The organism is Streptomyces sp. JLBJ103 (assembly GCF_058215575.1).
In genome coordinates, this window is record NZ_CM177089.1 from 6,457,901 (window position 1) to 6,478,022 (window position 20,122).

12 protein-coding genes and 2 pseudogenes are annotated in these 20,122 nt (G+C 71.1%); 8 read left to right on the forward strand and 6 right to left on the reverse strand.

Annotated elements, in window-relative coordinates:
• The first annotated feature begins 115 nt into the window (after positions 1 to 115).
• A complete protein-coding gene (locus AC4BEG_RS28480; RefSeq protein WP_490702584.1) occupies positions 116 to 2,938 on the forward strand; it encodes a DEAD/DEAH box helicase in 2,823 nt (940 codons plus the stop codon).
• A gap of 29 nt (positions 2,939 to 2,967) precedes the next feature.
• Here AC4BEG_RS28480 and AC4BEG_RS28485 read toward each other — a convergent pair whose 3' ends face one another.
• Both AC4BEG_RS28485 and AC4BEG_RS28490 read right to left on the reverse strand, forming a co-directional pair.
• Positions 2,968 to 4,731, reverse strand: a complete 1,764-nt coding sequence (locus AC4BEG_RS28485) for an IPT/TIG domain-containing protein (protein WP_490702585.1) — start codon at positions 4,729 to 4,731, stop codon at positions 2,968 to 2,970.
• Positions 4,732 to 4,877: 146 nt separating this feature from the next.
• Entirely contained in the window at positions 4,878 to 5,663 is a 786-nt protein-coding gene (locus AC4BEG_RS28490) for an IPT/TIG domain-containing protein (protein WP_490702586.1), read from the reverse strand.
• A gap of 448 nt (positions 5,664 to 6,111) precedes the next feature.
• On the opposite strand from AC4BEG_RS28490, the pseudogene AC4BEG_RS28495 reads away from it, so the two are divergent.
• Both AC4BEG_RS28495 and AC4BEG_RS28500 read left to right on the forward strand, forming a co-directional pair.
• Positions 6,112 to 6,585: pseudogene (locus tag AC4BEG_RS28495) on the forward strand (hypothetical protein); the annotation flags it as partial.
• A pseudogene (locus tag AC4BEG_RS28500) lies at positions 6,582 to 7,002 on the forward strand (hypothetical protein). The pseudogenes AC4BEG_RS28495 and AC4BEG_RS28500, both read left to right, overlap by 4 nt.
• Before the next feature lie 85 nt (positions 7,003 to 7,087).
• Here AC4BEG_RS28500 and AC4BEG_RS28505 read toward each other — a convergent pair.
• The gene (locus AC4BEG_RS28505) at positions 7,088 to 7,960 is read right to left on the reverse strand and encodes a siderophore-interacting protein (protein ID WP_490702587.1); all 873 of its coding nucleotides are present in this window, start codon (positions 7,958 to 7,960) and stop codon (positions 7,088 to 7,090) included.
• 47 nt (positions 7,961 to 8,007) lie between these two features.
• On the reverse strand, positions 8,008 to 8,964 hold the full coding sequence (locus AC4BEG_RS28510; protein WP_490702588.1) for a 5'-3' exonuclease: 957 nt from the start codon (positions 8,962 to 8,964) through the stop codon (positions 8,008 to 8,010).
• A gap of 189 nt (positions 8,965 to 9,153) precedes the next feature.
• Between AC4BEG_RS28510 and AC4BEG_RS28515 the strand changes: the two genes are divergently transcribed.
• The 3 genes from AC4BEG_RS28515 to AC4BEG_RS28525 all read left to right on the forward strand — a co-directional run bounded on the left by AC4BEG_RS28515 (position 9,154) and on the right by AC4BEG_RS28525 (position 13,799).
• The gene (locus tag AC4BEG_RS28515; RefSeq protein ID WP_490702589.1) at positions 9,154 to 10,302 is read left to right on the forward strand and encodes a quaternary amine ABC transporter ATP-binding protein; all 1,149 of its coding nucleotides are present in this window, start codon (positions 9,154 to 9,156) and stop codon (positions 10,300 to 10,302) included.
• Positions 10,295 to 12,919, forward strand: a complete 2,625-nt coding sequence (locus AC4BEG_RS28520) for an ABC transporter permease/substrate binding protein (protein ID WP_490702590.1) — start codon at positions 10,295 to 10,297, stop codon at positions 12,917 to 12,919. Before AC4BEG_RS28515 ends, AC4BEG_RS28520 begins: the two co-directional genes overlap by 8 nt.
• Positions 12,920 to 13,061: 142 nt before the next feature.
• The gene (locus AC4BEG_RS28525; RefSeq protein WP_490702591.1) at positions 13,062 to 13,799 is read left to right on the forward strand and encodes a helical backbone metal receptor; all 738 of its coding nucleotides are present in this window, start codon (positions 13,062 to 13,064) and stop codon (positions 13,797 to 13,799) included.
• Here the strand turns inward: AC4BEG_RS28525 and AC4BEG_RS28530 are convergent.
• Positions 13,771 to 15,003, reverse strand: a complete 1,233-nt coding sequence (locus AC4BEG_RS28530; RefSeq protein ID WP_490702592.1) for a TDT family transporter — start codon at positions 15,001 to 15,003, stop codon at positions 13,771 to 13,773. The genes AC4BEG_RS28525 and AC4BEG_RS28530 overlap by 29 nt on opposite strands.
• A 70-nt stretch (positions 15,004 to 15,073) precedes the next feature.
• On the opposite strand from AC4BEG_RS28530, the gene AC4BEG_RS28535 reads away from it, so the two are divergent.
• Together AC4BEG_RS28535 and AC4BEG_RS28540 are read left to right on the forward strand one after the other, a co-directional pair.
• Positions 15,074 to 16,117 (forward strand): LysR family transcriptional regulator, encoded by a 1,044-nt coding sequence (locus tag AC4BEG_RS28535; RefSeq protein WP_490702593.1) that lies wholly within the window; start codon positions 15,074 to 15,076, stop codon positions 16,115 to 16,117.
• A 43-nt stretch (positions 16,118 to 16,160) separates the two neighbouring features.
• Positions 16,161 to 16,586 carry a VOC family protein gene (locus tag AC4BEG_RS28540; RefSeq protein ID WP_490702594.1) on the forward strand — a complete coding sequence of 142 codons (426 nt, stop codon included), beginning with the start codon at positions 16,161 to 16,163 and terminating at the stop codon, positions 16,584 to 16,586.
• A gap of 101 nt (positions 16,587 to 16,687) precedes the next feature.
• Here the strand turns inward: AC4BEG_RS28540 and AC4BEG_RS28545 are convergent, their stop codons facing one another.
• Positions 16,688 to 19,939 carry an amidohydrolase family protein gene (locus tag AC4BEG_RS28545; RefSeq protein ID WP_490707235.1) on the reverse strand — a complete coding sequence of 1,084 codons (3,252 nt, stop codon included), beginning with the start codon at positions 19,937 to 19,939 and terminating at the stop codon, positions 16,688 to 16,690.
• Positions 19,940 to 20,122 lie beyond the last annotated feature (183 nt).

The following is a 20,122-nucleotide window of genomic DNA, read 5'->3' on the forward strand; positions in this document are numbered from 1 at the left end:
ACCGCCCCAGCGGCCACCGCGCGGTGCGGCCGCCGGGCTGCTGACCCAGGGCGGAACAAAGCCCGGATAAAGATCGCGTGCGCTGTCGGAGGTGGCCGGTAGTCTCGTACGTACGATGACCGACGAGCTATCTCCCGCCGAGCGCTATGCCGCGGCCCGGGTCCGGGCCGCCGAGCAGGCCACCGCGCTGGCCCCCTTCCGCGAGATGTACGACTTCGCGCTGGACGACTTCCAGATCGAGGCGTGCAAGGCCCTGGAAACCGGCAAGGGCGTGCTGGTCGCCGCCCCCACCGGCTCGGGCAAGACCATCGTGGGCGAGTTCGCCGTCCACTTGGCGCTGACCCAGGGCCGTAAGTGCTTCTACACCACGCCCATCAAGGCGCTGTCGAACCAGAAGTACACCGACCTCGTCAAGCGCTACGGCGCCGACAAGGTCGGCCTGCTCACCGGCGACAACAGCGTCAACTCCGAGGCCCCGGTGGTCGTCATGACCACCGAGGTGCTGCGCAACATGCTCTACGCGGGCTCGCAGTCGCTGCTCGGCCTGGGCTATGTGGTGATGGACGAGGTCCACTACCTCTCCGACCGGTTCCGCGGAGCGGTCTGGGAAGAGGTCATCATCCACCTCCCGGAGTCGGTGACCCTGGTGTCACTGTCCGCCACGGTCTCCAACGCCGAGGAGTTCGGCGACTGGCTGGACACCGTCCGCGGGGACACCGAGGTGATCGTCTCCGAGCACCGCCCGGTGCCGCTGTGGCAGCATGTGCTCGCCGGGCGCCGGATGTACGACCTCTTCGAGGAGAAGAACGGCCAGGACGGCGACCAACGCGGCCGCCGTGAGGTCAACCCCGATCTGGTCCGGCTGGCCCGGATGGAGAACAGCCGCCCCTCCCTCGGCCGCGACAAGCGCCGCGGCCGCTCGATGCGGGAGGCCGACCGGGAGCGCGAGCGCCGTCAGCGCAGCCGGATCTGGACCCCGGGCAGACCCGAGGTCATCGACCGGCTCGACGCCGAGGGGCTGTTGCCCGCCATCACCTTCATCTTCAGCCGCGCGGGCTGTGAATCGGCCGTCCAGCAGTGCCTGTACGCCGGGCTGAGGCTCAACGACGACACGGCGCGTGCCCAGGTGCGGTCCATAGTCGAGGAGCGCACCGCGGGCATCCCGGACGAAGACCTCCATGTCCTGGGGTACTTCGAATGGCTGGAGGGCCTGGAGCGGGGCATCGCCGCCCACCACGCCGGAATGCTCCCCACCTTCAAGGAGGTCGTCGAGGAGCTGTTCACCCGCGGTCTGGTCAAGGCGGTTTTCGCCACCGAGACCCTGGCACTCGGCATCAACATGCCCGCCCGCTCGGTGGTGCTGGAGAAGCTGGTCAAGTGGAACGGCGAGCAGCACGCCGACATCACCCCCGGTGAGTACACCCAGTTGACCGGCCGGGCCGGACGGCGCGGTATCGACGTCGAGGGCCATGCGGTGGTGCTGTGGCAGCGCGCCATGGACCCGGCCGGGCTCGCCGGGCTCGCCGGCACCCGCACCTATCCGCTGCGCTCCTCCTTCAGGCCGTCGTACAACATGGCGGTCAATCTGGTCTCGCAGTTCGGGCGGCACCGCTCGCGCGAGCTGCTGGAGACTTCCTTCGCGCAGTTCCAGGCCGACAAGGCGGTCGTCGGCATCTCCCGCCAGGTCCAGCGGAACGAGGAGGGCCTCCAGGGCTACCGCGCCTCCATGACCTGCCACCTCGGTGACTTCGACGAATACGCCCGGCTGCGCCGTGAGTTGAAGGACCGGGAGAGCGAGCTCGCCCGGCAGGGTGTGGCCCAGCGCCGGGCGGCCGCCGCGGTCGCGCTGGAGAAGCTGCGGCCGGGCGATGTCATCCATGTGCCCACCGGCAAGTTCGCCGGGCTCGCGCTGGTGCTGGACCCCGGGCTGCCCGCGGGCCGTTCCAACGGCCATCGCGGCTTCGACCACCACGACGGGCCGCGGCCGCTGGTCCTCACCGCCGAGCGCCAGGTCAAGCGGCTCGCCTCGATCGACTTCCCGGTCCCGGTCGAGCCGCTGGACCGGATGCGGATCCCCCGGTCGTTCAATCCGCGCAGCCCCCAGTCCCGCCGGGACCTGGCCTCCGCGCTGCGCACCAAGGCCGGTCACCACGATGTGCGCCGCCACCGCAAGGAGCGTTCGGCCGCCGCCGACGACACCGAGATCACACGGCTGCGCGCAGCCCTGCGCGCCCACCCCTGCCACGGCTGCTCCGACCGCGAGGACCACGCCCGCTGGGGCGAGCGCTACCACCGGCTGCTGCGTGACACCAGGCAACTGGAGCGGCGGATCGAGGGCCGGACGAACACCATCGCCCGCACCTTCGACCGGATCTGCGCGCTCCTGACCGAGCTGGACTATCTGCGCAGTGACGAGGTCACCGACCACGGCAAGCGGCTCGCCCGGCTCTACGGCGAGCTGGATCTGCTCGCCAGCGAGTGTCTGCGCGACGGCGTCTGGGAGGGCCTGGCCCCCGCCGAGCTGGCCGCGTGCGCCTCGGCCCTCGTCTACGAGGCGCGCGCCGCGGACGACGCGCTGCCGCCCAAGCTGCCCGCGGGCCGCGCCAAGGAGGCGCTGGGCGAGATGGTGCGCATCTGGGGACGGCTGGACGCCCTGGAGGAGGAGCACAAGATCAACCAGGCCGAGGGCGTCGGCCAGCGCGAGCCCGACCTCGGCTTCGCCTGGGCCGCCTACCGCTGGGCGTCCGGGCACGGTCTGGACGAGGTGCTGCGCGAAATCGACATGCCCGCAGGTGACTTCGTGCGCTGGAGCAAGCAAGTCATCGATGTGCTCGGCCAGATCGCGGCCGCGGCCCCCGAGGGCACGGTGGCGCGCAGCGCCCGTCGTGCGGTCGACGGGCTGCTGCGCGGCGTCGTGGCGTACTCCTCGGTCGGCTGACGGTCACCGGTCGCCGTGGGGCGGCCGGATCATGTCGCTTCGTAGGTGTACGGCAGGGTGTTGCTGTTGCCGGCCGGGGTGTGGACCTGGACATTGACAGTGCCGGGTGCCCCGGGCGGGCTCGTCGCAACGACCTGGGTGTCGGAGATCGCGGCGAAGGAGGTTGGGATGCCGCCGAAGGTCACCGTGTCGGTGTAGGTCAGGTTGATGCCAGTGAGGACGACCGAGTCGCCGCCGGTGTCCGGGCCCTGCGGCGGGGTCAGCGTGGTGAGGACCGGAGCCCCGAGATAGGTGTAGTACGGGTTCCCGGGCCCCACGACGCTGGTGCCACCCGGCGTGGTGACGGTGACCCCGACCGTCCCGGTCCCGGCCGGTGCGATGACTGTCAGCTGGCTGTTGGAGACCACGGTGATGCCGGTGGCCGGAGTGGCCCCGAAGAGCACGGCACTGGTGAGCGTCAGATTGGTGCCGAAGATGGTGACCGTGTTGCTCCCGGTGGCGGGCCCGAAGTGTGGGTCGACATCGCTGACGGTCGGCGCGGCGATGTAGAAGTACGGCAGCGGATTGCTGGTGCCGCCGGGGGTGGTGACCGTGACGTTGACCGACGACGGTGCCCCCGCGGGCGCGGCGACCGTGATCTGGGTGGTGGTGTTGGTGAGGATGGTGGCGTTGTTGAGGCCGAACTTCACGGAGGTGGCGCTGGTGAGGTTGGTGCCGGTGATGGTGACGGTGTTTCCGCCGGTGGTGGGGCCGGATGTGGGGTTGAGGGCGGTGAGGGTGGGTGCCGGGACGGCGGTGTAGGTGTAGGGGAGTGGGTTGCTGGTGCCGCTGGGGGTGGTGACGGTGACGTTGACGGTTCCGGTGCCTGGGGGTGCGGTGGCGGTGATCTGGGTGGTGGTGTTGGTGAGGATGGTGGCGGGGGTGGCTCCGAAGAGGACTTGGGTGGCGCTGGTGAGGTTGGTGCCGGTGATGGTGACGGTGTTTCCGCCGGTGGTGGGGCCGGATGTGGGGTTGAGGGCGGTGAGGGTGGGTGCCGGGACGGCGGTGTAGGTGTAGGGGAGTGGGTTGCTGGTGCCGCTGGGGGTGGTGACGGTGACGTTGACGGTTCCGGTGCCTGGGGGTGCGGTGGCGGTGATCTGGGTGGTGGTGTTGGTGAGGATGGTGGCGGGGGTGGCTCCGAAGAGGACTTGGGTGGCGCTGGTGAGGTTGGTGCCGGTGATGGTGACGGTGTTTCCGCCGGTGGTGGGGCCGGATGTGGGGTTGAGGGCGGTGAGGGTGGGTGCCGGGACGGCGGTGTAGGTGTAGGGGAGTGGGTTGCTGGTGCCGCTGGGGGTGGTGACGGTGACGTTGACGGTTCCGGTGCCTGGGGGTGCGGTGGCGGTGATCTGGGTGGTGGTGTTGGTGAGGATGGTGGCGGGGGTGGCTCCGAAGAGGACTTGGGTGGCGCTGGTGAGGTTGGTGCCGGTGATGGTGACGGTGTTTCCGCCGGTGGTGGGGCCGGATGTGGGGTTGAGGGCGGTGAGGGCGGGAGCCGCGACCGTGGTGTAGGTGAAGGAGACGGTCTGGCTGCTGGTCCCGCTCGGCCCGGTGACCGTGACGTTGACCGTGCCGGTTCCCGGAGGCGTCTTGGCCGTGATCTGCGTGTTGCTCACGACGACGACGTTGGTGGCCAGGTTGGCGCCGAACCTGACCACGGTGGCGCCGGTGAATCCGGTGCCCGTGATGATGACGGAGGTGCCTCCCGCCGGAACGCCTTGGGCGGGACTGACGCTGGTCACTACAGGGGCCATCATGTTCTCCTTCTCGTGCCTCTCAGGCGACCGCGCCCCGGCTGACAGATGTCGGCCAGGGCGCGGCGGCTTGCTCCGCTCCGCGTCACGGGGTGCGGACGGGGGCGACTGTGTGGTTGTGCCGTCGATGCCCGGTCGTGGCCGACCGGTCAGGCGACGGTGAAGGCGAGAACGGCGTTGGCGGTGCCACCGCAGGTTGTGACGCTGACGTCGTACGTGTTGCCGGAGATGAGCGTGGCGGGCACGGTGGCGGTGATCTGGGTGTCGGAGACGTTCACGAAGTTCGCCGGGACGGCGGTGGCTCCGAAGTGGAACGACACGTCGCTCGCGTCGAGGAGGCAGGTGCCGGTGATGGTGATGGTCGAGCCGACCGGTCCTGTCGAGGGGCTGACGGTGGTGATGGCCGGAGCCGCGTAGTAGGTGAACTGGCAGAGGTTGCCGACCGGGATGGTGGAACCACCGGCGGTGGCGACGATGACGTCCACCGTGTCGGTGCAGGCACCGACCGGCATGGTGTGCGCGGGAGTGGTGATGGTGACCTGGGTGTCCGAGGCGGGCGGGAACGTCCCGGCGGCCGCGGTGCCGCCGACGGTGACGCCAGTCGCGGTCAGGAAGTTACTGCCGTAGACCGTGACCGAGGTGCCACCGGCCGCGGGCCCGCACACGGTGCTCAGCCCACCGCAGTCCGGCGTGCAGATGTAGAAGAACGGCATGGAGTTGCTGGTCGTGTTGGAGCTGCTGGTCACGCTGACGGCCACCTGGCCGCAACACAGCACCGGGATGACGACGGTGACCGTGGTGGGACTCACGGTGGCGGGGGCCACCGACTTCGCCCCGAAGTTCACCTTGGTCGTGGCCCCCAGGCCGGTTCCGGTGATGGTGAGCGTCTGCCCGCTGTGGCCCTGGGTGGGGCTGAGCGAGGTGATGGTTGCCATGAGTGTTTCTCCTTCGGTGGGTTCCGCTCATTCCGTTCGTGTGAAGAGCAGGCCGATGGCCGGCGCGGTTCATGGCCGCGCGTGCCATCTCGGTGTGGGGGAAGCGCGAAGACCTGTCGCCTCGGGGCCGGCGCCTGGGGCAGGTGATGCGGCGTGAAGGCGAATCGGCGCCGGAATCTCGGGCGCCGTCAACCTTGCTGAGATTGATTAAAGCGACCGGGTGATGCGGGCGATAGGTGTAATTGGAGCATTCGGGAATTGATATGAAAATAGAGTTAAAACTCTGAAAGTTGTCATGCGTGCCGGAGCGCGCCTCGTCGCTCTTCGCGGAAGTCGCGATACGCGCCACTTGACGTGTTCGGCGAACTCGCGAGCGGCACGCTGGAGATCCTCGCCAAGGATCTCCACGGGGGTCTTCGTCATCGAGACCGAGTACCGGCTGCACGCGCTCCGCCACCCCGGCCGGGTGCGCGGCGCCATCGGCGTCGTCGCGCAGTGGTCCGGCGCCGACCCGGTGGCCACCGGTCGGGAGAACCTGCTGCTCCAGGGCCGGTTATACGGACTCAAGGTGAACTGTGCGGCGACGCCGTCCACTTGCTGTTGCTGCGCGAGTCCATCGTCGATGGCCACCGGACGTCGCTGCGTGACACGCTCGGCTTCCTGTCCGGCGTGCACGAGGTGACCTCGAGGGCGGCGATCAGTGTCCGCGCCGACGACGGCGCCTCCGCCGTGCCCGCCCTGCTCGCCACCCTGGAACGGGCGAGGCACCGCCGTCCTGGACCGGGCGGGCACCGCCCTCGCGACCGTCGCCCGCCCTTCCCTCGACGATGTCCATCTGCGCTGCGCGGGCCGCAGCTTCTCCGAGGCGGAAGCCGCGGCCGAGGCGCCTGTACCGGCGGACCTCACCGGAGGTGCCCGGTGAGCACGGCCGTGACCTGGACCTGGTACATGGCTCAGCGTCAGCTGACTACGGTCCTGCGGCAGCCCGTTTTCCTGGTGATCAATCTCATCCAGCCGGTGAACTGGCGGTTCCTCTTCGGCTCGCCCCTTCCGCAAGGTATTCGACCTCGGCGGCTTCGGCGCCACTTCGTATCTGGACCATCCGGTCCCGGGCGTTCCTCTTCTCCACCTTCATGGCCCCGCCCTGATGCCGGGCCGGGTGCGGCACTTCGCCGACGTCAGCCCCGTCAACTGGGCGCTGACCGCACGCCGTTCGGCCATGTCCGCCGACCCGGACCGGGGCCGGGTGCCCGGCCGTGGCGGGGCGCTGCTCGGGCTCGCGGCCGTCGCGGTGTGGCTGTCGACCCGTACCTTCCGCTCCTACCGGCGGTCGGTCTGACCGTCCGCGGGGCAGTGGACCCCGGCCACGCCGCATCCCAGTGGCGAACCGAGGCCCGTACGGTCCTCACGCCGCGGCACGCTCCCTACGCCGCGGCGCCCTCCTGTTCCGCTTCCACCTGCTCGTTCCACTCCCGCTTGGACGCCTGCCAGCCGTCCTCGTTGTGACCGCGCCGCCAGTAGCCGGAGATCGACAGCCACTCGCGCGCGACCTGTCGCTCCAGACGCAGATGGCGGCGGATCTCCTTCACAAAACCCGCCTCGCCGTGGACGAAGGCGTGCACCTGGCCCGGTGGGAACTCCAGCGAGCGCACGGTGTCCACCAGCGCCTCACCCACCGGCGCTCCGCCCCGGTGCAGCCAGACGACATCGGCCCCCTCCGGCACGGTCAGTTTCTGCTCCTCCTCCGGGCCCGCGACCTCCACGAAGGCGCGCACCGGAGCGCGGTCCGCGCCGCCGGGCCCGGCAGGCTCCCTGGCGAGCCGCTCCAGCGCGGTGGCGATCGCGGGCAGCGCGCTCTCGTCCCCCATGAGCAGATGCCAGTCCGCGTCCGCACTGGGGGCGTACCCACCGCCCGGCCCCAGCAGATGGATCTCCTGGCCCGGTGCGGCCTGCCGCGCCCAGGGTCCGGCCAGCCCCTCGTCACCGTGGACCACGAAGTCGAGGGTCAGCTCACCCGCCGCCGGATCCCAGGCGCGCACCGTGTACGTACGCGTTACCGGCCACTGGGCGCGAGGGAAATCGGCCCGGATCCGCTCGATGTCGAACGGCTCCGGATAGCTCACGCCCGGAGCCGGGAAGAGCAGCTTGACGTAGTGGTCGGTCCACTCGCCCGCGGAGAACTCGGCCAGGCCGTCACCGCCCAGCACCACCCGCACCATATGGGGGGTGAGCCGGTCGGTGCGCACCACCTGGGCACGGTGGGGCCGAGGAACCCTGCGGGCCGGACGCTCTGCCATGGCGGTCTCCCTGATCAACAAGAGTTAGGTTTACCTAACCTAACAGCTCATCCCTCCAGGGTGGACAGGAGGCGGTGCAAAGATCCGCCCAAACCCCAGCGCTCCTCCAGTGCGCCCAGTGCCCGCGGATCGCGGGGCCGCCGCGGCAGCGCGGGGTCGAAGGCGGGCAGCGGGACGTCGTGGGCCACCCGTACCACCTTCGGGGCCACCGCGACATACGGTCGCGCCTCGTCCAGCCGCTTGCGCTGTGAAGGCGTCAGCTTCGAGGTCGGGTCGTCCACGGCGGCCATGATCCCGGCCAGATCGCCATGGGCGGCGAGCAGCTTGGCCGCGGTCTTCTCGCCGATCCCGGGCACCCCGGGCAGTCCGTCGCTCGGGTCGCCGCGCAGCAGCGCCAGATCCGCGTACCCCGGGCCGTCCACTCCGTACTTCTCGCGCAAATGCGCCTCGTCCACCAGCTGGAGGGTGCCGACCCCCTTCACCGGATAGAGCACCCGCGCCTGCCGCCCGTCGTCGACCAGCTGGAACAGATCGCGGTCACCGGTGACGATGTCGACCGGCCCGGTGGCCCGCCCGGCGAGGGTGCCGATCACGTCGTCCGCCTCGTAGTCCGCGGCGCCCACTCGGGCGATACCCACCGCGTCCAGCACCGCGTCGATCACCGGGACCTGTGGGGAGAGGGTGTCCGGCACCTCTTCCTCGTCCACTCCCTCGCCCTCGGGGGCCTCCTCGGCCACCCGGTGCGCCTTGTAGGTGGGGATCAGGGCGACCCGCCAGCCGGGCCGCCAGTCGAAGTCCATACAGGCCACCAGATCGTCCGGCCGGTGGTCCTGCACCAGCCGGGCGATGAAGTCGAGCAGTCCACGCACGGCGTTCACCGGAGTGCCGTCCGGAGCTCTGACTGAATCCGGCACTCCGAAATAGGCTCGGAAGTAGAGAGAGGCGGTATCGAGAAGCATCAGGCGTCGCGTCACGCCTCGCATGATGCCGCACTCCGCCGACATCAACGCGCGGGGAGTGTGAGGTGAGTCACTGTAGGGTTTGCGTCAGCCGAATCAGGGCAAGCGCGCTGCCGGAGCGGACCCGTTCAATAATTCAACTATTGCATGGGGCATGCGGTCCGATATCGCGTCGCTCCACGACCCGCCGGCGGGGGTGGCGGGTCGTTTTTTGGTGCTATCTGAGAGGTGTGTGTGTCCAAGCTGCGCGCTGAACGCCTGTACAAGGTGTTCGGCAGACGACCTGATGAGGCGGTGGCGAAACTCGAGGGCGGCACCGACCGTGAGAGCTTGCGCGCGGAGGGTACGACGGCGGCGGTCATCGACGCCTCCTTCGACGTCGAGGCGGGCCAGATATTCGTCGTCATGGGTCTGTCCGGGTCCGGTAAGTCCACCCTGCTGCGGATGCTCAACGGACTGCTGGAGCCGACCGCGGGACGTGTCCACTTCGACGGCCAGGATCTGACCGGACTGGAGCCGCGCGATCTGCGCCAGGTGCGCTCCCACAAGATCAGCATGGTCTTCCAGCACTTCGCCCTCTTCCCGCACCGCAGTGTGCTGGAGAACGCGGCCTACGGCCTGGAGGTCCAGGGCATACCGCGCAAGGAGCGGTTCCAGCGCGCCACCGAGGCGCTGGAGTTGGTGGGCCTCGGCGGCTGGGAGCGCTCCTGGCCCGACGAGCTGTCCGGCGGTATGCAGCAGCGCGTCGGCCTCGCCCGCGCCCTGGCCACCGACGCCGACCTGCTGCTGATGGACGAGTCCTTCAGCGCGCTGGACCCGCTGATCCGCCGCGATATGCAGGACCAGCTGCTCCAGCTCCAGAAGCGGCTCAAGAAGACGATCGTCTTCATCACCCATGACCTCAACGAGGCCATGCGGCTCGGCGACCGCATCGCCGTCATGCGCGACGGCCGGATCGTCCAGATCGGCAGCGCCGAGGACATCCTGGTCTCCCCGGCCAATGACTACGTCGCCTCCTTCATCCAGGACGTCGACCGCAGCCGGGTGCTCACCGCCGGAGCGATCATGACCGACCCCGCCGAGGCGCTGGGCACCACCACCGACGACGGCACCACGCTGCGCACCGAGCGGGACGTCCTGGACGCGGCCCCGGCCACCGTCACCGAGGACACCCCGATCATCGAGCTGTTCACCCCCTGCTCCCGCAGTGGTGTCGCGGTCGCCGTGACCGACGACAACGGCTCGCTCGTCGGCGTGGTCTCCCGCGCCCGGCTGCTGGCCGCCCTCGGCGAACCGGACACCGGACCCGACGGCGCGAAGCCGACCTCCCCCGGTGAACCGGACGCGCCCGAGTCCGGAAAGAAGGTGATCGCCGATGCCTAGGATTCCGCTCGGCGACTGGATCAATTCCGGCGTCAACTGGCTCCGCGACAACCTGAGCTGGTTCTTCGACTTCATCACCACGGTCGTGCAGGGCATGTACGACGCGGTGAACTCGGTGCTCAGCGCCCCCGAGCCGCTGCTGCTGGCCGGCATCCTCGCGGTGCTCGCCTGGTGGCTGCGCGGGCTGCTGCCCGCCGTTCTCGCCTTCGCGGGATTCGCGCTCATCGATTCGATCCAGCTGTGGGACGAGGCGATGAACACCCTCGCCCTGGTGCTGGTCGCCGGTGTGATCACCATCGTGTTCGCGGTGCCGCTGGGTATCTGGGCCTCCCGTAACCGCACCGTGAGCACGCTGATCCGCCCGGTGCTGGACTTCATGCAGACGATGCCCGCCTTCGTCTACCTGATCCCCGGCATCTTCTTCTTCGGCCTCGGGGTGGTCCCCGGTGTCGTCGCGACCGTCATCTTCTCGATGCCCCCGGGCGTCCGCATGACGGAACTGGGCATCCGCCAGGTGGATGCGGAGCTGGTCGAGGCGGCCGACGCCTTCGGCACTCATCCGCGCCGCACCCTGCTGCGCGTCCAGCTGCCGCTCGCCCTGCCCACCATCATGGCGGGCATCAACCAGGTGATCATGCTGGCGCTGTCCATGGTCGTCATCGCCGGTATGGTCGGCGCCGCGGGCCTCGGAGCCACCGTCTTCCAGGCGATCAGCTCCGTCGACGTGGCCATGGGCTTCGAGGGCGGTATCGCGGTGGTCATCCTGGCCATGTACCTGGACCGGATGACCAGCGCGCTCAATCAGCGCGTCTCCCCGCTCGCCCGCCGTGCGCTGGCCAAGGAGCAGACCAAGGCGGTCAAGGGCCTCAAGGTCCTGCACTGGCGGCCCGCGACCTCGGTCGCCATGGTCGGCATCGTCGTGCTCGCCCTGGTCGCCGGCGGTATGAGCATGTTCGGCGGCGGCGAGAGCGGCCCCAAGGTGTCCGCCAACGTCGGCAAGGGCCAGTCGGTCAACATCGGCTACATCAACTGGGACGAAGGCGTCGCCTCCACCTTCCTGTGGAAGGAGCTCCTGGAGCAGCGTGGCTTCAAGCCCAAGGTGCAGTCGTACGACGTCGGCGCCCTGTGGACCGGTATGGCCGCGGGCAACGTCGACCTGCAGACCGACGCCTGGCTGCCCGCCACCCACGCCACGTACTGGTCGAAGTACAAGGACAAGCTGGAGAAACTCGGCTCCTGGTACGACAAGACCTCGCTGGAGGTCGCGGTGCCGTCGTACGTCAAGGGCGTGAAGTCCCTGGAGGACCTCAAGAGCAAGTCCTCCACCTTCCAGAAGAAGATCATCGGCATTGAGCCCGGCGCCGGTGAGATGAAGCTGATGCAGGACAAGGTCATGCCCGGCTACGGCCTGAACAAGGACTACACCCTGGTCAAGGGCTCCACCGCGGCCATGCTCTCCCAGCTGGACCGCTCCTACGCCAAGAAGGAGCCGATCGCCGTCACCCTGTGGTCCCCGCACTGGGCGTACGACAAGTACAAGCTCACCAAGCTGAAGGACCCCAAGGGCGCCTTCGGCAAGGGCGACCACATCGACACCATTGCGCGCAAGGGCTTCTCCAAGGAGAACCCGCAGGTCGCGAAGTGGATGAAGCACTTCAAGCTGAGCGAGAAGCAGCTCACCAGCCTGGAGTCGGCGATCCAGGACGCGGGCAAGGGCAACGAGCAGCAGGGCGTGCGCGCCTGGCTGAAGGAGAACCCCGGCATCGCCAACAAGCTCGCTCCGGTGCCCGGCGGTGGCGGCGACCAGAAGGGCAAGGACGCCGGTGCCGCGCCCAAGATCGGCTACTTCCCGTGGGACGAGGACATCGCCACCACCTATCTGTGGAAGAACGTCCTGGAGCGGCGCGGCTACAAGCCGGAGATCAAGCAGTACGACGTCGGGTCGATGTTCACCGGCATGAGCACCGGACAGGTCGATGTCGAATTCGACGGCTGGCTGCCGGTCGCGCAGAAACCGTACTGGGACCGGTACAAGAAGAATCTCGTCGATGTCGGGGCGTGGTACGACAAGACCTCGCTGGAGATCGCGGTGCCCTCCTACGTCAAGGACGTGAAGTCCCTGGCGGACCTCAAGGGGAAGTCCGGGCTCTTCAAGGGCAGGATCGTCGGCATCGAGCCGGGCACCGGCGAGATGAAGCTGCTCAAGGCCAAGGTCCTCAAGCAGTACGGCCTGGACAAGGAGTACGAGGTCACCAACGGCTCCTCCCCGGCGATGCTCGCGCAGCTCCAGCGCTCGTACGCCAAGAAGGAGCCGGTGGCCGTCGTCCTGTGGTCCCCGCACTGGGCGTACAACAAGTACAAGCTCACCAAGCTGGCGGACCCGCAGAAGGCGTTCGGGGCCAACAACCAGTTGCACACCCTCGCCAACAAGTCCTTCCCGCAGAAGTACCCGGAGTTCACCGGGTGGCTGAAGAAGTGGCACATGAGCGAGAAGGAGCTCGCGAGCCTCGAGGCGTCCGTGCAGGACGCGGGCAAGGGCAATGAGGAGAAGGGCGTCCAGAAGTGGATGGACGCCCACCCCGGCATCGTGGACAAGATGGCGCCGGTGGCTTCCTGACCCCACCGCGTCACCACCCACGACCGCCCGCCGCCGCGGCCCGGAGCATCCGCTCCGGGCCGCGGCGGCGGCGTTCATCGCCCGGATCCACGGCGGCCCCAACCGGTACGAGATCGGCGGACACACGCCGTACGGTGGAGCGATGAGCCCTCGCACCCCCGTACGGCGTGTGGTGTCCCTCGTGCCCTCGCTCACCGATGCGGTCGCCGCCACCGCGCCCGAGCTGCTGGCCGGGGTGACCGACTGGTGCACTCATCCGCCCGGCCTCGGCGCGGAGCGCATCGGCGGCACCAAGAACCCCGACACCGCCCGGATCGCCGCCCTCGCGCCCGATCTGGTGATCGCCAACGAGGAGGAGAACCGCGCCCCCGACCTCGACGCCCTGCGCGCCGCCGGTCTGACGGTGCTGGTCACCGAAGTGCGCACGCTGGACCAGGCGTTCGGCGAACTGGACCGGGTCCTGGTGCGCGGCTGCGGACTGCCGCGCCCCGGCTGGCTGGACGAGGCCGAGGCCGCCTGGGCGGACGTAACGCCCACCGGGCCGGTGCGGCGCGCCGTCGTCCCGGTGTGGCGGCGGCCGTGGATGGTGCTGGGCCGGGACACCTTCGCCGGGGACGTTCTCGCCCGGCTGGGGGTGGACCACCTCTACAGCGGCCACGACGAGCGCTATCCCCGTATCCCCCTCGACGAGTTGACGGCGCGGGGCGCGGATCTGGTGGTGCTGCCGGACGAGCCGTACCGCTTCACGGCCGAGGACGGGCCCGAGGCGTTCCCCGGTCTGCCCGCGGCCCTGGTCAGCGGCCGTCATCTCACCTGGTACGGACCCTCGCTGGCGGAGGCGCCCGCGGTGCTCAACGCGGCGCTGTCATCGGCGCGTTGAGGCCGAGGCGGCGGCTGGGCACGCCCTGTCCGCCGGACGTTCCCTGCCCGCCGGACGTGTTCTGTCCGCCGGACGTACCGCTGGACGGCGGGGGCCCGAGCAGGGTGCCGCGGGCCAGGCCCATCGCCGTACGCGCCCCCACCAGCGCCCACGCCGCCACCAGAAAGCCGTACAGCGCCACCGACAGCCAGCTGAACGCGTGCAGCCCGGTGTGGCGCGACAGCGCCGCCGCCCCCGTGACACAGGTGCCGACCGGGAAGGTGAAGCCCCACCACGTCATCGCGAACGGCATCCCGCGCCGTACCGCCCGCACCACCAGCGCCCCGGCCAGTGCCAGCCACAGCAGCGCGAACCCCATCACGGGTGCCCCGTACGCCACCGAGGCGAACCGCGCGGCGGCCTCCGGGGCCCCGGTGTACCCCGCGGACCGCAGGGCGTCGGCCAGTGCGCCCGCGGCCGTCGTGGACTGGCCGAGCGGCCCGAGGACGAGGAACAGCGCGGGTGTCTGCGCCGCCGGAAGCGGTCCGTGGCACACCAGCCGGGCGAAGACCAGCGGCAGCATGAGCAGCGTCGCCAGCAGACTCGCCCCCATCAGCGCGGCGCACGCCAGCAGCATGGCCTCCCGCCACTGCCCGGCGGGCAGATGGGGCACCAGGGCCGGGCCGAGCGCCGCCGACACCATCGGCGCCACCACGGGCAGCAGCCACACCGGCGAGGCGTCCGCGGCGCCGATCCGGTGGCGGGCCACCATCAGGTACGGGATCCCGGCCGCGACCACCAGGCCCAGCAGTGTCCCGGCCGTCCACAGCACCGCGTCCAGGGCGACCGCCGCGGTGACACCGATGACATCCGAGCCGACCGTCAGCGTGCCGCCGCCGACCGCGAGCAGCGCCATCGCCAGACAGCCGTAGAACGGCGCGACCGCCGGATCGAGCAGATGGGCGCGGGCCCGGTCGCGGTGGCGGGCCCAGTGCACCGTACGGGCCGCCAGCACGACGGCCAGCATCAGCACCGACAGCCCCCACACCGGGCGGCAGACCTCCCGTAGCCCTGGAACCTCCACCGGCAGACCGGCGCCCGCACCGGCCACGATCGCGGTGCCCATCACCGTGGCGTACCAGTTGGGACCCAGATGGCGTACGGACGCCCGGGGGCGTCCGCCCACGGCGTCGGGGAGGGAGCGGGCAGACGTGACAGTGACCATGACCGCAGCCTCGCGCGCCCCGCCCGCGGCCACCAGACACCGCCTGCCTATGAGGACATAAACTGGTTTTATGAGCGCGGGACGGAACAGTGGCGCGGCGCTGCCCACAGGACACGGTGGCGCGGCCCCGCCCACGAGACACGGTGGCGCGGCGCCCACCGGAAACGGCGGCGGCCCGGAGGCCGCGCCCGTCTCCCACCGCGTCCCCGACCTCGGCGCGCTGGAGCTGCTGCTCGCCGTCGCCCGCCTCGGCAGCCTCGGCCGTGCTGCCCGTGAGCTCGGCATCACCCAGCCCGCCGCCAGCAGCCGGATCCGGGCCATGGAACGGCAGTTGGGCGTCGGCCTGGTGGACCGCTCACCGCGCGGATCCCGGCTCACCGAGGCCGGGGCGCTGGTCACCGACTGGGCGCGGCGGGTGGTGGAGGCCGCCGAAGCCTTCGACGCGGGCGTCCACGCGCTGCGCGACCGCCGCGACTCCCGGCTGCGGGTGGCCGCCAGCATGACCATCGCCGAATATCTGCTGCCCGGCTGGCTGATAGCGCTGCGCACGCTGCGCCCGGACACCGCCGTCTCCCTCCTCGCCGGGAACACCGCGGCCGTCGCCGGGCGGCTGCTGGGCGACGAGGCGGACATCGGCTTCGTCGAGGGCCTCGATGTGCCCGGCGGGCTGGACGGCGTGGTCATCGGCCATGACCGGCTGGCCGTCGTCACCGCCCCGGCCCACCCCTGGGCGCGCCGCCGCGCCCCGGTCGGCCTCGCCGAACTCGCCGCCACCCCGCTCGTCCTGCGCGAGCGCGGCTCCGGCACCCGGCAGGTCCTGGACGCCGCACTCGCCGAGCACGGCGGTCTGGCGGCCCCGCTGCTGGAGCTGGCCTCCACCACGGCGGTCAAGGCGGCGGCGGTCAGCGGCGCCGGACCCGCCGTGCTCAGCCGACTGGCCGTGCACGAGGAACTGGCGGCCCGGCGGCTGGTGGAGGTCGCCGTGGCGGACGTCATGCTGCGCCGCGACCTGCGCGCGGTCTGGCCCGCCGGACACCGCCCCACCGGCCCCGCCCGCGACCTCCTGGGGCTGACCCGGCCGGCGGCCCATGGCGGTGAACCGGCGGATGGCTGAACGGCGGCGGGCCGAGCGGACCCGTCGCGGGCACAGTGGGGGAATGAACGCAGACAACAGCGGTGCCCTGGGCCGCGGCCGCGTGGCGACCCGGCTTCCCGCCCAGGACCTGGAGCGGGCCCGGCGCTTCTACGCCGAGAAGCTCGGCCTGGAGCCCGTCGACGAACGCCCCGGCGGGCTGCTGTACCGCTGCGGAGGCGTGGATTTCGCGGTGTTCCAGTCAAGGGGCACTTCGCCCGGCACCTTCACCCAGATGGGCTGGGAGGTCGAGGACCTCGAGGCGGCCGCCACCGAGCTCCGCGGGCGCGGTGTGGTGTTCGAGGAGGTCGACGTCCCCGGGTTCCGTACGCGGGGCGGGATCGCCGAGATCGAGGGGAACTACCCGAGCAAGGGCGCCCGGGGGGAACGCGCCTTCTGGTTCCGGGACAGCGAGGGAAACCTGCTGGGCGTCGGCCAGTTGGTGTTCTGAGCTGAGCTGAGCTGAGCTGAGCTGAGCGGCGCGGCGCGGCCGGAGAGGACCGGCGCGGCGCCGGGCCAGGAGCACCCGGCGCCGCCCCACCACCCCTCTCGTCAGCCGTGGAGCTCGCAGCAGGTGTCGCGGCGCAGTTGCCGTCCCACCTCCAGCCAGCGGTCGGCCGTCTTCCCGCGCAGCGGCTGCCCGGCGGCCGGGAAGGACTCGACCAGGTCCCGGCTCTGGAACGGAATCCCGCCGCGCAGCACCGCCACCGTGCGCACCAGGGAGTCGAAGTCGGTGAACGGATCGCCGTCCACGACCGTCAGATCCGCCAGCTTCCCGACCTCCAGGGTGCCCAGATCGCGTTCGGCGCCGAAGGTCCGCGCGGGCAGTACGGTCGCCGTGCGCAGCGCCTCGGCGGGCGAGAACCCGTACCGGTGCAGCGCCCGCAGTGCCAGGTGCAGATGGAGACCCACCGGCACCAGCGGCTGGTCGGTGCCCAGGGCCACCACCCCGCCCGCCGCCAGGATCCTCCGGTAGACGCCGATCTCGGTGCGCAGGGTGGCGAGTTGGGCGTCGGTCGGCGGTGTTCCGGCGGCCTTCTGGACCAGCGCGGTGTCCCAGGGCGGCATCAGCCGGGTGACCCGCTCGTCCGCCGCCAGGGAGGGATCGTCGCCCATCAGCGGCGAAGCCGTGAACGGTGTCGCGATGAGCCGGAAGTCCGATGTGGCCGTGTAGACCTCGGCCAGATCCTGGTACGCCCGCCCGGTGGCCGTTGTCGCATGCCCGTACTCCAGCCGCTGGGTGGCCTGGAGATGGGTCGTCAGATCCTGGCCGAGCTGGATACCCGGGGTGCACAGATGGCTTCCGGTGCGCACCCCGAGCCGCTCGTGCGCGAACCGCGCGGCCTCCTCCATGACCCAACCGGGCGCCCGGACATAGGTCTTGACGAAGTCCCAGTCGAGCCCGGAGGCGCGCTCCAGCGACCGGCGCAGTCCGTCCCGGGTGCGATGCGCGCGGCCCATGCTGTACGCCACCCGCGGCCCGTCCAACAGCTCACCGGTGGCCAGCAGCCGCGGTCCGGCCAGGGCGCCCGCGGCGACCGCCTCCCGCAGCCGCGCCTGCTCGTACGCGAAACCGCCCAGGGAGACCGCCGTGGTGATGCCGTAGGCGAGCTGGAGGGCCGTCTGACGGCCGCCGTAGGTGTACTGCCAGGGATGAGTGTGTGCGTCCCAGAGCCCCGGCAGGACGGTACGGGACGAGGCGTCGACACGGCGCTTGGCCACCCGCCCGCCGCGGTGCGGCTCCACGGCGGCGATCCGCCCGCCGCGCACCACGATGTCGACGTCCTCGCGGACCGTGCCGCCACCGCCCGTACCGTCCCAGAACCGCCCGGCGTGCACCACGGTGTCGGCCGGGCGCGGCCGCCGCCGGTCCAGCGGCACCCGCACCGTACGGGCCTCACCCGACTCCACGTCCAGCAGCCGCAGCCGGCCCGCCGACAGATACAGCAGTCGGCGTGAGTCCCCGGACCAGGACGGGTGGTCGGCGGCCTCGCCGGTCAGCCGCCGCGGCTTCCCGTCGGGGGTGCCGTCGGTCCGCACCGGCAGCAGCCACAGCGCGGATTCGGCGATGAGCGCCATATGGCGGCCGTCGGGGGACCAGACGGGCCCGGAGTCATAGCGGTCCGAGATCGAGGTGTGCGCCGCCACCGCGTGCAGCTTCGCCGCACCGCTGCCGGCGTCCACGACCCGGATCAGGTTGTAGCCCTCACGGAACCGCTGGTTCAGACGGTTGCGATCGCACAGCGCGATATACCGGCCGTCGGGGGACCAGCTGGGCCGCCCCGGCAGCCCGCCCGCGCCCAACGGCGCGGCCAGCACCCGTTCCGTACCGGCCTCGAGATCGCGCAAGACCAGGTTTCCCGACATGTCGACACAGGCGAGCCGCTTGCCGTCGGGGGACAGCGCGGGATGCACCCGGCCCCCGGAGGCGAGCACGGTCTCCTCTCCGGAACGGAGGTCCCGGCGACGCACCGCCAGCAGCCCGTCGCGGTCGTCGGCGTACACCAGCGCGCCCCCGTCGGACGTCCAGGTGGGCGCCAGCAGATAGCGGGTGGGCGCGGCCCGTACGACCCGCTTGGGAGTTCGGCCGCCGGAGATGTCCGCGACCCAGAGGGAGTTGAGCGCGGCGAAGGCCACTTGGCGGCCGTCGGGGGACAGCGCGGGCAGATGGATCCCGCGCACCGGCCGTGCTCCGCCGCCGTCGAAGTCGTAGTCCTTGACACGGTAGCGGGGCCGGTCGACGGGGAGGGTGGCGCGGAAGGGTATCTCCTCCGCCGCGCGCCCGGCGTCCCCACCGCCGCCGGACGGATGGGGCCGCACCATCCGGAACCGCCCGTCCACGGTCAGCAGCAGCTGCTCCTCGGGCGTCCAGCGCGGCGGCACGGGATGCGGTTCGCCCTCCAGGGCGACCGGTTCGCCGTCCACCACCAGGGTGCAGGACGCGCTCGGCGCGGGGGTGGTCCGCAGATAGGCCAGCCGTCCGCCCGCCGAGAGGGCGGGCGTCATGACCTGCGTACCGGTGGCCGTCTCGGTGTGCTCCACCCGCACCGAGCCACTGCCGTCGGCCCGTACGGAGGCCACCGTACGGGCGTCCAGAACGCTCCCCACGGGTAATCCGCCGGGCACCCCGCGGACGAACAGCACCCGCTCGCCGTCCGCGGACCACGTCGGGTCGAAATCCTCCCAGGCGCCGTCCTGGAGCGGCCCCTCCTGGCCGGGCAGCCCGGTGAGCCGGGTGAGTTCGCCGCTCGCCAGGTCCAGCACCCACACCCGGTACGGGCTGCCCGCGACCGGGTCACCGCCGCGCTCGGAGGCGAAGGCGATACGGGTGCCGTCGGGCGACCAGGCCGGACCGCGGTCGTCCCAGGGACCGTCCGTTCGCTGTCGCACATCCGTACCGTCCGGGCGCAGCGTCCATATGTGGAACCCCCCGCCCTTGTAGGCGCACACCGCCAGCAGCTTGCCGTCGGGGGAGAAGACGGGGCGGGTGGGTTCGAGCTCGGGCGGGGTGAGCGGGGTGGCGTCGCCGCCGTCACGGGGCACGGACCACAGCACGTTCTGCACCTCGGCGACGAGGCGTCTGCCGGAGGGCGCGAGGGTCGCGGCGCCGTTGGTGGCCGCGGTGAAGGAGAGCGAGGCGCGCCGCGTCCGAGGGGCGGCCTGCGCCCCGACGGCGGCGGCCGCTTCGGCGGGCAGCGCGGTGACGGCGGCGGCGGTTGCGGTGCCGGCGGCGGCTGCCTGGAGGAAACGCCGCCGGGAGAGGGCGGAGAGAGAGGTGTCCCGGGTGTCCGGGGCCTCCGGGATATCCGGGGTGTCCGGGATTTCTGGAGCGCCGAGGGCGGCGGAAGCGTTGATGTCGCCTGGGGCATCTGGAGTGTCCAACTGTCCTCCTGTAACACGGGGGTTGCATGGGTCAGGAGTGCACAAACGGCAGACAAAACGCTTGATCGTTGCACACCCCACAGGTTCGTGGTCAACACCTCCCGG